The organism is Providencia sp. Marseille-Q8014, assembly GCF_965112055.1.
The window spans coordinates 1,003,715-1,016,637 of record NZ_CBCOPT010000001.1 but is presented as its reverse complement, the minus strand read 5'-3'; the positions used below and the strand labels follow the sequence as shown (position 1 = coordinate 1,016,637).

The 12,923-nt window shown below is 35.6% G+C and carries 14 protein-coding genes; 2 read left to right on the top strand and 12 right to left on the bottom strand.

Annotated features, from left to right (window positions below; all coding sequences use genetic code 11):
• Nucleotides 1-11 precede the first annotated feature (11 nt).
• The 7 genes from ACWPW6_RS04335 to ACWPW6_RS04305 all read right to left on the bottom strand — a co-directional run bounded on the left by ACWPW6_RS04335 (nucleotide 12) and on the right by ACWPW6_RS04305 (nucleotide 8,322).
• A complete protein-coding gene (locus ACWPW6_RS04335; RefSeq protein WP_409049038.1) occupies nucleotides 12-2,090 on the bottom strand; it encodes a polysaccharide biosynthesis tyrosine autokinase in 2,079 nt (692 codons plus the stop codon).
• A gap of 33 nt (nucleotides 2,091-2,123) precedes the next feature.
• Complete coding sequence (locus tag ACWPW6_RS04330) at nucleotides 2,124-2,552, bottom strand: arsenate reductase/protein-tyrosine-phosphatase family protein (RefSeq protein ID WP_014657219.1); 429 nt, start codon at nucleotides 2,550-2,552, stop codon at nucleotides 2,124-2,126.
• 5 nt (nucleotides 2,553-2,557) lie between these two features.
• Complete coding sequence (locus ACWPW6_RS04325) at nucleotides 2,558-3,712, bottom strand: polysaccharide export protein (RefSeq protein WP_014657220.1); 1,155 nt, start codon at nucleotides 3,710-3,712, stop codon at nucleotides 2,558-2,560.
• Nucleotides 3,713-3,866: 154 nt separating this feature from the next.
• The gene (locus ACWPW6_RS04320) at nucleotides 3,867-5,033 is read right to left on the bottom strand and encodes a nucleotide sugar dehydrogenase (RefSeq protein ID WP_272573021.1); all 1,167 of its coding nucleotides are present in this window, start codon (nucleotides 5,031-5,033) and stop codon (nucleotides 3,867-3,869) included.
• A 35-nt stretch (nucleotides 5,034-5,068) separates the two neighbouring features.
• Nucleotides 5,069-6,067, bottom strand: coding sequence for an NAD-dependent epimerase (locus ACWPW6_RS04315; protein ID WP_272573020.1), 999 nt, complete (start codon nucleotides 6,065-6,067; stop codon nucleotides 5,069-5,071).
• Between the two features lie 57 nt (nucleotides 6,068-6,124).
• A complete protein-coding gene (locus tag ACWPW6_RS04310) occupies nucleotides 6,125-7,345 on the bottom strand; it encodes a hypothetical protein (RefSeq protein ID WP_272573019.1) in 1,221 nt (406 codons plus the stop codon).
• A gap of 14 nt (nucleotides 7,346-7,359) precedes the next feature.
• Nucleotides 7,360-8,322, bottom strand: coding sequence for a hypothetical protein (locus ACWPW6_RS04305; RefSeq protein WP_272573018.1), 963 nt, complete (start codon nucleotides 8,320-8,322; stop codon nucleotides 7,360-7,362).
• Between the two features lie 92 nt (nucleotides 8,323-8,414).
• On the opposite strand from ACWPW6_RS04305, the gene ACWPW6_RS04300 reads away from it, so the two are divergent.
• Both ACWPW6_RS04300 and ACWPW6_RS04295 read left to right on the top strand, forming a co-directional pair.
• Nucleotides 8,415-8,615, top strand: coding sequence for a hypothetical protein (locus ACWPW6_RS04300; protein ID WP_272573017.1), 201 nt, complete (start codon nucleotides 8,415-8,417; stop codon nucleotides 8,613-8,615).
• A gap of 357 nt (nucleotides 8,616-8,972) precedes the next feature.
• The gene (locus tag ACWPW6_RS04295) at nucleotides 8,973-9,212 is read left to right on the top strand and encodes a hypothetical protein (protein WP_272573016.1); all 240 of its coding nucleotides are present in this window, start codon (nucleotides 8,973-8,975) and stop codon (nucleotides 9,210-9,212) included.
• Nucleotides 9,213-9,561: 349 nt separating this feature from the next.
• On the opposite strand, the gene ACWPW6_RS04290 is transcribed toward ACWPW6_RS04295, so the two are convergent.
• Genes ACWPW6_RS04290 through rfbA form a run of 5 tightly spaced genes read right to left on the bottom strand, consistent with a single transcriptional unit; the run spans nucleotide 9,562 to nucleotide 12,910 of the window.
• Nucleotides 9,562-10,347, bottom strand: a complete 786-nt coding sequence (locus ACWPW6_RS04290; RefSeq protein WP_272573015.1) for a glycosyltransferase family 2 protein — start codon at nucleotides 10,345-10,347, stop codon at nucleotides 9,562-9,564.
• Nucleotides 10,344-10,901 carry a glycosyltransferase family 4 protein gene (locus ACWPW6_RS04285; protein WP_454210136.1) on the bottom strand — a complete coding sequence of 186 codons (558 nt, stop codon included), beginning with the start codon at nucleotides 10,899-10,901 and terminating at the stop codon, nucleotides 10,344-10,346. Before ACWPW6_RS04285 ends, ACWPW6_RS04290 begins: the two co-directional genes overlap by 4 nt.
• Nucleotides 10,894-11,481, bottom strand: coding sequence for a hypothetical protein (locus ACWPW6_RS04280; RefSeq protein WP_454209357.1), 588 nt, complete (start codon nucleotides 11,479-11,481; stop codon nucleotides 10,894-10,896). Before ACWPW6_RS04280 ends, ACWPW6_RS04285 begins: the two co-directional genes overlap by 8 nt.
• The gene (rfbC, locus tag ACWPW6_RS04275; RefSeq protein WP_272573013.1) at nucleotides 11,478-12,032 is read right to left on the bottom strand and encodes a dTDP-4-dehydrorhamnose 3,5-epimerase; all 555 of its coding nucleotides are present in this window, start codon (nucleotides 12,030-12,032) and stop codon (nucleotides 11,478-11,480) included. Before rfbC ends, ACWPW6_RS04280 begins: the two co-directional genes overlap by 4 nt.
• Entirely contained in the window at nucleotides 12,029-12,910 is an 882-nt protein-coding gene (rfbA, locus tag ACWPW6_RS04270; RefSeq protein WP_272573012.1) for a glucose-1-phosphate thymidylyltransferase RfbA, read from the bottom strand. The genes rfbC and rfbA overlap by 4 nt, the downstream gene beginning before the upstream one ends.
• Nucleotides 12,911-12,923 lie beyond the last annotated feature (13 nt).

The window sequence follows — 12,923 nt, the reverse complement described above, 5'->3', positions numbered from 1 at the left end:
TTACTGTACGACTAATACTCATAGACATAGTTATAGTCGTCTGATTTTGCATCGATACCATTGAGGATCATACCTGTGATTTCGATATCGTTTTGTTTAAAGCGTTTTAGCGATAGCTCAACGTCTTTCACTGTATTGACACCATAGTAGGCTATAAGCAGTGAGGTGCCGACGTACTTACCGATAATTGCGGAGTCAGTGATTGCTAAGATTGGGGCGGTATCGATGACTACGATATCATATTGCCCTTTCACCGTGTCGAGCAGGTGTTTAAAACGTTCTCCCATCAGTAACTCAGAAGAGTGAGTGACATTTTTACCACGGCAGATCACATCTAGGTTTTCAATCACACCACGGTGGATGGTCGGTTGCGTAATGTCCTGCTGAGCCAAATATTCGGATAACCCCGCTTTATTGCTTAAACCAAAGGCTTTATGAATACGGCCTTTACGTAAGTCGGTATCAATTAGGAGGACTTTTTTACCCGCATTAGCTAATACAACCGCCATATTAGAGGTAACAAAGCTTTTACCTACGCCCGGTGACGCACTACTGATCATCACTAGGTTATTCCCTTGGTTCATCACCGAGAAGTAAACGCTGGTACGCAGGGAACGGATGGCTTCTACTGCCGTATCGGCAGGGTTTTCCAATGCAAGTGGGCGCTTATTTCCCGCTGCGATTAATTTTTTCTCATAATTAGAGAACGGGATAGTGGCATAGACGTTAACACCCAATGCATCGATATCCTCAGTACCTTTAATCTTATTATTAAAGAACTCACGGGCGATCACATAAGCGCAACCCACAATAAAGCCGAGGATAGTGGCAAGAACGAGTATCAATGATTTTTTCGGTGCCACGGCATTAGGTTGGGATTCTGCCGAGTCAATAATGCGTACATCGGCGGTGATCCCGGAGTTTAATACGCTCAGCTCTTGCTGTTTGGCCACTAGCTGATTATAGATAGCTTGTTCGGATTCCACATCACGGGTTAAACGCACAATCTGTTGCTGGGTATTGGGAAGTTTTTGGATATTTTTACTGATTTTCTCTTTTTCACGTAACAGTTGCTGACGCTTATCCAGCAATGATTGGTAAGCAGGGTGGTTACGGGTATAGAGCTGCTGGATCTCTACCTCTTTAAAGGTTAACTCATTGAGTTTCTCTTCGACTTGCAAGGCGCTATCAAGAGCCGATTTAGCCTCTAAGGACAGGTCGATAGATTCATTCTTTTTACGGAAAGCATTTAATTGGTTTTCATAGTTGTCCAATTTAGTTTTTACTTTCGGTAAGTATTCATCTAAGAACAATAAGGTGTTGTTGGTGACCTCTTTTTTGCGCTCGGTATTTTGATCCACATAATTTTGAATAATACTATTCAGAATTTGCACATTTTCTGCTTTATCGGCACCTTTAATAGCAAGATTAATAATACCCGTGCCTTTACCGACTTCTGCAATCGTTAAGGTATTACGTAGGTTTTCAATGGTCGAATAACGGGCATCTTTAGATAAGGTAAATTCTTGTCCGACTTCAGCATTGATTGAGGATACCAGCAAACTGATTTCATCTTGTTTTAGGAGTTCGCCCACTTTGCCTTCAAAGGTTTGGTTATCAATATGAAGAGCATAACGGTTTTCGCCTAAATAGGTCACAATAGCGGGTTCACCAATAAGATGTTCAGGTAAAGAATAGAGGGAAATAGCGACAGAAGCTTTGTCTCCCCAAAGCCTATCGAAAAAACCAGCCGGTGCGGTGTGGATATCTAAATTAAGGTCTGCAACCGTTTTACCGAGCACCATCCGAGACTTAATGACCTCGATTTCGGAATCGGCTTGGCTATTACTATTAGCAAATGGCATCACATCGCTCATTTGATCTAACAATGAAACTTGGCTCATTTTATCGTATTGCAGTGTCGCATTGGCTTGATAGATTGGTGTCGCTAGAAAACTATAAGCGGCACCAATAACAATAAAAAAGAGGGTAAAAAAGCCGATTTTAAGGTAGCTGGATTTGAGTACCTTAAATAGCGCCAGCAGATCGATTTCGTTAGAGGCAGCGGAGCTGGTTTTTGTCGTGTTCATAATCAATTAACGTTAAGCCTTCAAATAGTAAAATTAAATTTTCCCTTGCCACTGTATAACGGCTTTTTCCATCAGTTGATAAACATGCTCGAACATTTCATCACTGCGTTTATGCGGATCTGGGATCTCGGTTTTATTTAGCCACTGGCCGAACAGCATGACTTTGCCACGCGTCTCGGGGAATTGTTGATGAATTCTATCAATATGGTCGTTTTCCATCACTAGGATTAAGTCTGCTTCTTTACATAATTCACTGGTTAAACGACGTGATTGATGACCATCTAAAGAGAGATTGTGGTTTTGTGCAATACGGATGGCGCTATCATAAGCGGGGCGATCCTCTTTGGCGATAATGCCCGCGGAGTGCACCTTTTTATCGGGGAAATGGGTTTGTAATAGGCGCTCCCCCGTGGGGGAGCGGCAAATATTCCCCATACAGACAACGAGAATATTATTAAACATATGGATTACCAGTCATGAATACGTTTAGTACCTTCGGTTAACTGATTATATGACGCGATGGTTGGTAGCAATTGGGTGATTAGGCGGTTCCAACGTACAACTGGAGCGGCTGTGACATAAACTAAGTCATAAGGTTGCAGTTTAAATTCCGTTCCCATCACCATGGCAGTGGCATCGGATAAATCTAACTGATAGACCGCCGCCATTTTTTTCGGCAGTAGGGCATCCAGCTCTTTATCCCCCGAGGTTTGGTTTTTAATTGGACGGATGACAAATACGCCGGTTGCATTTGCGGTATTTTGATCTGTACCGCCTGCTTTACTCAATGCTTCGGTGATACTCATGCCAGCACGGTCAATGGTTAGGGTGTTTGGCTGACCCACTTCGCCCATCACAAACACTTTTTGCCCGTCATTACGTGGTACATATAGTACATCACCCGGTAGCATCAGATGGTTTTGGGTTAGGTCGCCATACTGAACTAATGCTTGCAGTGAAATTTTTATCTCTTTGCCATTTCGGGTGAGTACGACATTGTCCCAATCGGCTTTTTCAGTCAGGCCGCCTGCATTATTAAAGGCCTCTAAAACCGTTAGCGGTACGTTAGTAATCGGCAGTGTACCCGGTTTAGCCACTTCACCTGACACATACATTTTCTGTGAGCGGAAGGCGGCAATGCTGACATCCACTTGTGGTGATTCGATATAAGTCGATAGACGGTTACTCACTAGATTACGGATTTCAGTGACCGTTTTGCCTATGACTTTCACTTTACCGATATACGGATAGTAGATAGTGCCGTCTGAGTGTACCCAGTTGCCTGAATCCGCGGCGCTACGGTAAGAGCCGGCAGGAATGGTTAACTCAGGGTGATCCCATACCGTAATGGTTAATACATCACCCACACCAACACGGTATTCATAGGTTGCCAGTTGCTTCTCTAGGGTTGGGTTGGGTTTTGCGATAACTTGTGGGGTATACATCTCATCTAACAGTTTTGGTGAGATCGGGTAGATATCCACAAATTTAGAAATATCACGATCACCAGTGTCGACGACGTTTTTGCCCGAGGTAGACATATAGACACCAGGGGTAACAGTACAGCCAGTTAGGAGAATACTAACAGCGACTAAGGTAAGTGGGAGACGCTTACTAAGCACAAGACCATCCTATGTTAAAATGTTTAGATAAGGTATAAGTGATGGGGATCATCATTCCCACTTATACGTATTACTACAATATGGAGTAGTTTATATTGATGCTCTATACTAGGCAAAAACTGCGATTCTAAAAATTGAATTTAGTTATTACAAACTAATCGTTACCAAACAAGTCACGGGTATAGACTTTACTCGCTACATCTTCCAACTCAGGCACCATGCGGTTGGCTAAAATAATGTCACATTGAGCCTTAAATTCCGCTAAGTCATTGACCACTTTTGAACGGAAAAACTCAGGTTCATTTAAAACAGGTTCATACACCACCACTTCAATGCCCTTGGCTTTGATGCGTTTCATCACACCTTGTACCGCTGAAGCACGGAAGTTATCAGAGCCCGCTTTCATCACTAAGCGATAAACCCCTACTTTGTGTGGTGCTTTAGCAATAATGGCACCAGAAATAAAGTCTTTACGGGTACGGTTGGATTCGACAATGGCGTTAATCAAGTTATTTGGCACGTCATCGTAATTAGCTAGTAGCTGTTTGGTATCTTTCGGCAAACAATAACCGCCGTAACCGAATGATGGGTTGTTATAATTGCTACCAATACGTGGGTCTAAAGAGACACCTTCAATGATTTGGCGTGCATTTAAGCCTCGGCTTTCTGCATAAGTGTCGAGTTCATTAAAATACGCCACACGCATCGCCAAATAGGTATTGGCAAACAGTTTAATGGCTTCGGCTTCGGTTCCATCGGTAAATAACACCGGAACGTCTTTTTTAATTGCACCTTCTAGCAGTAAATCAGCAAAAACCTTTGCACGCTCAGAACGTTCCCCGACCACAATGCGGGAAGGGTGTAAGTTATCCCACAGAGCACGGCCTTCACGTAAAAATTCAGGGGAGAAAATCACGTTGGTGTAACCAAACTCTTCACGTAAACGCTCAGTAAAGCCCACAGGAATGGTGGATTTCACAATAATCGTCGCTGCGGGGTTAATGTTATTCACGTCATGAATAACAGATTCAACCGATTGAGTATTGAAGTAATTGGTTTTTGGGTCGTAGTCTGTTGGCGTCGCCACTATCACATACTGCGCGCCCGTATAGGCTTCGTTTTTATCTTCTGTGGCACGGAAATTGAGCGTTTTCTCCGTTAAGAATTGCTCAATTTCAGTGTCAACAATCGGTGATTGATGATTGTTTAACATTGCCACTTTTTCAGGGATGATATCGACTGCAACCACTTCGTGATTTTGTGACAGTAACATGGCGTTAGATAGGCCGACGTAGCCGGTCCCTGCGATTGCTATTTTCAAACTTGCCTCTCAATTTCTGCTACGGATGTATTATTTTATTGATGGTAATAAGAACGATACCAATCAACAAAGGCCTGAACACCCTGCTCAATAGACACTTGTGGACGATAACCTGTCACATTAAATAGGTCTTCAGTGTCTGCCCAAGTTGTGTAGACGTCCCCTGCTTGCATAGGTAAGAAGTTTTTAATGGCCTCTTTACCGAGCGCTTTTTCCAACGCTGAAATAAACTCAATCAATTTAACGGGCTGCCCATTACCAATATTATAAATACGGTATGGCGCACTACTTTCTGACGGTGAGGCACCGTTATTGTGCGGGTCTGCTTGTGGAATTATATCCGAAATACGGATCACACCTTCGACAATATCATCAACAAAAGTGAAATCACGGCTGAGATTGCCGTTATTATAGACATCAATGGGCTCCCCCGCCAAAATAGCTTTAGTAAATTTAAATAAGGCCATATCTGGCCGGCCCCAAGGGCCATAAACGGTAAAGAAGCGCAGCCCTGTTGTAGGCAACTGGTATAGATGTGAGTAGGAGTGCGCCATCAATTCATTGGCTTTCTTCGTTGCTGCATACAATGAGATTGGGTGATCGGTTGGCATATCGGTAGTAAATGGGGCCTTATCTGTCACGCCATACACGGAACTAGAAGAAGCATACACAAGGTGTTTTACTTTGGCTTGGCGGCAACCTTCTAAAATAGCTAGGTGACCCGTTAAATTGCTATCTGCATAAGCAAATGGGTTTTCCAACGAATAACGAACACCTGCTTGAGCGGCTAGATGAATGACTCGGTCAAATTGTTCTTCTTCAAACAAATTATTAATTTTTGACTGATCAGTTATATCAACTTGTTTGAATTCGAATTGTTTGCATTTAATCTTTTCAAGACGTGCTAATTTTAAATTAATATCATAGTAGTTATTTAAATTATCAATACCAATTATTTGGTGACCCAAAGCGACTAGTTTGTTAATCAAAGCACTACCAATAAAACCAGCACAACCTGTTACTAAAAATTTCATAGATACCTTAATCTCATAATGGGCAACAGTTTAAAATTATGGATATATTGGGGATGATCACTTTTTCCTTGTTATTCTAATCAAATAAAGAATGAACACTAAGAAAAAAGTTAATATTAAAACTAAATACTCAAGTCTAGAAACACCTCGCAAGTTATACTGCATAGCTCTAATAACAGGAATTAAAAATATAAGATCAATTATAATTAAAGAAGATACTATTATTTTTGTATAGCCAAATGTTCTTAAAATTCTATTTTTTAAGTAACCACATAAAACTCCATGAAAAATAAAGAAAGAGAATGTAATCATTAAACCAACATGTCCAACCAGTTGAGATAGCGCTGAGTGAGGAATACTTTTTCTAAACCGAGCCCACTGATCTATCCCATCTATATCTAGCATAAAACCAGGAAGTGGATTAAGAGACATAAAGAAATATTTGTAATTTAAAATATGTGATGATAAATACTCTGAGAATAATAGAATGGAATAAGAAGTAATATAATTTAATAAATAAAGAGTCATGCCAAGATCTATATTTAAACTAAATATATCATCAAAAACAGGAATAATCCCTTTATAATCTTTAAATCTTATACTCATTACTGCAACAGAAATAATACATGCTACACACAGGTTAAATATTAATTTAAATTTACTCAAACCATTAATGAAATAATTAAAGATAGGATAAGATAATGCAATAACTATTGCAGCCCTTGAACCTAAACCAATAAAAGCAAGTAAAAGTACAATATGGCAAGATAACATTAATATTTTATTTTTTATGAATGGTATAGTCGCAATCGCTAACCAAACAGTGATGTCTGCATATTTTCTAAAGGTTAAATCAGCATCACTAACAACATAACTTGTTCTGTATAATAAATTATCAACTCCAACGGATAGGATAACCATCAATGTTGAAAGCAAAGGAACAAATACAAGTAAGTTAGACTTGAATTTTGCACTATTAAAAGGAACAGGAGAACTCATTGAAATTGAAGGTGGTATCTTACTTTTATTAAAAAATAAACGGTTACCGAAAGAAAATGCAATCGCAAATGAGGAGATTGCAAAAATTGGAAATGCAATTAATTGCTCACTCAGCCCCCTCCCTAAGTCAAAAGGAACTATATATCCAAATTTGAATATGATTAAAGAAACATAAGAGTAAACAGAGCAAAAATAAAGAAAAAATGATAGTAGATTACTGCCAAAGTAATAAATAACAAATCCACTCAAAGCTAAATATAGAGGAAGAAACTCAGTCACGATAACCTCAGTAATTATCTATTATTCCTTACAATATTAGATATAATTCTTAAGTACTCATTAAAAATGATATTTTGTTTATTTTTATCATTAAAAGAATAATAACCATTTTTATTATCAAGTATATCACTTGATTGCTTTAAAAAAGTCCTTGTTTTTTCATTTCCGTAAACACTTTTAAACCCAACACCAAATGCACATGCAGCAACTCCAACATGTAATTTTGTTGAGGTTATACTTTTGGACTCAGATAATTCAAAACTACTTACTATGGGATCTTTATTTTCAAAATGACTTAAAAATGGGATATATGCTTCAGATTTTATACCTGAATCTGAATCATGTGATTTGAAATAAACAGACTTTATAAGTAAAGGCCATAATTTAATGTTAAATAGTGATTTTAAAAAATTCTTTTTAGAAAAATTGATAACTGTACGGTTTTTAAGTAAACCACTTGTAGTTTTATCATTCAAATTGAGATAATTTAATGCAATAGGTAGGGTTAAGATTATATCCTCAAGATATTCGGTATTTGCCAATTCAAATGTATCAATATCAGTTTTTATTCTAACACTACCACCTGAAAAATTTTTACTTTCTATAATTTCTCTTCTGGGGCTATATAAATCAACTTTATTTGATACATTATCAGAACCGACCGATAAACAATAAAGCTTTTTATCTGTTTTTCTTAGCTCATTACTAAGCTCAACTAGATCTTTATTTATCATTGGGTGAGTTTCATGTTCTTGTTTGAAAAATGCACCTCCTCCAATAATTATATAATCACACCATTCTATAGCATCTTTTACTGAGTGAGTTGTTTCTATATTATATTTATTACTTAAATAACTCGAAAGGCGATAACATCTAACATCACAACCCTCTTTTTCTAGTAATTTTGAAAATATAATTCCCATTAGGTCATCCCCAAAATTACCTTGATTATAGCAACCCCAAATAAAAACTTTCATAAATAACCTTTTATATTAAAATAATGCCTGATTTCTTTTTAAGAAAATATACCAAACAAGAACGTTGTAATAATATATAGATAGAGCATGCAATGATGAATGAATTCCCTTCTAAAAAACAAAGAGAAATCAAAAATGGAATTATTGTAACTAATCTTAGTTTAACTAGTAGACTATCATACCCTAAAACTGCCATATATATGTTAACTGGCCCTGAAGCTAAATTAAATGAACAACAGAAAAGAAAGAATAAGAAAGATGCTATATATGGAAAATCAATTAAGCTAGGATAAATAGACCAAATGGAAAACACAGCCACAATTAAGAAACAAATAACGCTTGAAATTCTGTACAATGGTTTTATTTTTCTAATATACGAATTTACAGGCACATGGTCTCTATATTTAAAAATCCTTATAACTTCAGGAACCGTGTAAGAAGATAATGGTGATAATACCGCATTAAAAATATAAGATGAGCGTATTATAAGTATGAACGAACTAGCGTATTCAGTAGTCATACTTAGGGAGGTGAAGTAAATTATTCCCCATTGCTGAATATAGTTCATTATACTATTAATAAAAAGATTAGGTAGAGGATAGAAGAATTTTTTTAATGAAAATTCTTCTATCTTTGTCTCTGGAGTAGATTTGTCAACAAAATTAAAGGTTTCTCTTATTACAATAGCCAAATATATCACAGAAATTACCCCCCAAATTATACCTAGTGATATAATAGGTGAGATATTAAGTAAAAATATGAATGGAAGCGAAAATATCATTACCATTCCGGCATCACATAAGAATGACAAATTAATTTTTCCAAAAGATTTTAAAAATGAAGCCAAACAAAAGTTTAAACTAATTAAAAAAGAAATAAAGATCGCTTGAAGTACAGAAACTGTTTCAAACTTATAAAAGTTATCTACTAAATAAAATAGAACTATAGAGTTAAATGAACACAATAGAGATGCAGATAATAATAAGGAAATGATTTCTGCTTTTCTCTTTGAATCATAGAGATTCGTTACTAATTTTAAGATAGCGGTATCTGCTCCAAAGCGTAATAAAACAGATAGCCCCATAATGATAGATAGGTCTTTTAGAACATTGACATGTTCTGCGCCCCCTGTGAAATGAATTAGAAACCAACTAAATAAAAATCCACCAGCACCTTTTAGTAATAAGAAAAAAGTGCTGATTAAATGAGCTATCTTTATTTTTTTTAGATAAATTATGGTCAAGGTAGTATTCTCGATTTCGTGTTTTTTCTCATACCTCGAGCTTTTACTGAGATGAACCGAAGCGCACTTTTTAAATGCCAATAAAAATGTTTATTGAATATTTTTCTATTAGTATGTTGAGCTAAATGGGTTGCTTTTATTGAAGAGATAAAATTGACACTATACCCCATTTTTTGTGAACGATAACAGATATCTACATCCTCACAATACATGAAATAGCTTTCATTGAATCCACCTAGCTCTCTATATACCTTGCTCTTGAAGCATAGAAAAGAACCTGCAGCCCAATCAATAGTTATTATTCCATGCATATTTGATTTGTCTATGATGGATTTATTCTTGAATCCCAAAAATGAAGATATAAATGTTATCAAAGTTGGAAATTTTCTTATAGAATAGTCATATTTTTTGTAATCTTTATCTATAAATAAATTAATTGTTGATATATTAATATTACTATCACATATAATTGAATTAAATTTTTTTAAACTACTAACTTGTATATCGATATCAGGGTTAAGAACAAGAAAAAAATCATCTTCTTTCATTCCATTATGTTTGCAATATAGATAATTTATATTATTATTCTCACCAAAACCTAAACCATAATCGTTATCAATTATAGCTATATTGTTTTCTCTGCAATATTCAACAATTATGTTATCAGAACAGTTATTCTTGATAACTACAAAGAATTCATTATTAAGATGCCTAATTGAATCAATTTTGCTTATCATTTTCCCATGGCCGTGGGATACAACAGAAATATAAATTTTTTTCATTCTTTACCCAATACTTCTTGATAGAATTTTTTTCGTTTATTATGTAGTATCTCGTAAGTAAAATCTTTTGCGCGTTTCCGGTTTCTATAACTTAGAGACTTAAGTTTATTTTCATCCCTACTTAATGTGAGTATTTTTTCAGCTAATTCCTTACTGGAATTAGTATTTACTAACACCTCTTCATCTAAAATTTCGGAAAAACCCGGCAACTTTGTTGCAACAACAGGAAGTCCCCTAGACATGGCTTCTAACGTTGCTCTTGGAATACCTTCAGTTAAACTAGGTTGAATATAAAGGTCACTACGATCTAATATTTCAATAATTTTTGTTTTAGTTAATATCCCATAGAATATAACTAGATTTTCTATTTTTAGGTCTTTTACTATTTTGTTCCAATTTCTATCATGATGACCACCAATTAAATTTATTACTATTTTTTTATCAGTTTTATTCTTAATTATTTTTATAGATTCAAGTAGATTAAATACACCTTTTCTTTCATTTAAACCTCCAATAAAAGTAATTTCTAAATGTTCTGGTCGGTACTTACTTATATTCTTTTTTGGAAATAGATTCTATATTAACATTACTAGAAATAACATATTGACCATATGATGGATACTTTTCCTTCAAAAACTGAGAAACGTAAGCTGCACCTTTAGCATTTTTTATAAAATACGTCATTAAAGGTTTCATAATTAAACTAACACAAAAACCACCCTTCTTAGAGGAAAACTGGTCATAGTCAGCTGCAACTTCAACAGAAAAAGGTTTTTTTGCAAATGTATTAATAATTAGGCTAAATATCCCAAGAATACTTGGGATATTTGCAACGAGAAAATCGTTATTTTTTATTTCCAAACTAAATTTTAATATTAATTTAATATTAAATATACTCAGGTAATTTTTAGGTGCTATCTCTATTATCTTTATATTTTTATTTTTTATAACTTCATAGCCTTGAGGTAATTCCTCTATACTTTTTAAGTTTATTAGTCTACTAAATATACTTATTTCACATTCTTCAGCCCCAAAGAAACGATTAAAATAAATTTCTGGTATATTAGAGGATGTATATAAACAAGATCCTAAACGATAGAAATGGAGGTCATGTACGTATATTATTTTTTTCATAATATATAATTTTTAATATATTCTCTAAAAGAAATGGCAGATATATCCTTCTTGGATAAGATTGGCTCATCATTATGTGGCCATTTTATCTTTAACTCTTTGTCATTCCAGATTATAGATATTTCGGAAGAGGGATTATAAAAATCTGTACATTTATATACGAACTCAGCCTCATCACTCGTAACATAAAAGCCGTGTGCGAATCCTTCTGGAATCCAAAGCTGACGTTTGTTTTCCTCTGAAAGGTAAATACCAACCCATTGCCCAAATGTTGGGGAATCTTTCCGTATATCAACAGCAACATCGAATACTTCTCCAGAAATTACTCTAACCAATTTTCCTTGCATATTTTGGGTTTGATAGTGCAAGCCTCGTAGAATACCTTTTTTTGACTTAGAATGATTATCTTGAACAAAATTAGTGATTTTTCCCGTAACTAACTCTTCAAATTTTTTTTGATTCCAAGTTTCCATAAAGAAACCTCGTTCATCGCCAAACACTTGAGGTTCTATAATTTTCACATCAGGGATATTGGTATTGATAATTTTCATTTATTTTTAACCATTTTTAGTAAATATTGACCATATGAATTTTTGGATAATGGTTTTGCCAGCTTTTTAACATCATTAGCTGTAATAAAGCCTTTTCTGTAAGCAATTTCTTCGGGGCAAGCAACTTTTAACCCCTGACGTTCTTCTAGTGTTTGGATAAAATTACCAGCATCAATCAAGCTTTGATGGGTTCCGGTATCTAACCATGCATAACCTCGCCCCATCATTGCCACTGATAAATTGCCTTGTTCAAGATAAAGGCGATTAATATCAGTGATCTCTAATTCGCCACGTTCTGATGGTTGCAGGTTTTTAGCAAGCTTAATAACGGTATTATCGTAAAAATATAAACCTGTAACCGCATAATTACTTCTAGGTTTTTTAGGTTTTTCTTCTAAAGAGATAGCGGTACCAGTACCATCAAATTCAACAACACCGTAGCGCTCAGGGTCATTCACATGGTAAGCAAAAACTGTCGAACCAGATTCTTTTTTAGTTGCTTTTTCTAGTTGATTTTGTAAATCGTGTCCGTAGAAAATGTTATCCCCAAGAACTAGTGCACAGTTATCATCACCAATAAACTCTTCACCAATAATAAATGCTTGTGCTAGTCCATCAGGGCTCTCTTGTACTTTATATTCTAAATTTAATCCCCATTGACTGCCATTACCTAATAACTGTTGAAAGCGGGGAGTATCTAGTGGAGTACTAATAATTAAAATATCTCGAATGCCAGCTAGCATCAGTGTGCTCAATGGATAATAAATCATTGGTTTATCATAAACAGGTAATAATTGTTTACTTACTGCCATAGTGACTGGGTATAAACGAGTTCCGGAACCGCCCGCTAAAATAATACCTTTATATGTCTTTTTCATTTTTATATTCTAC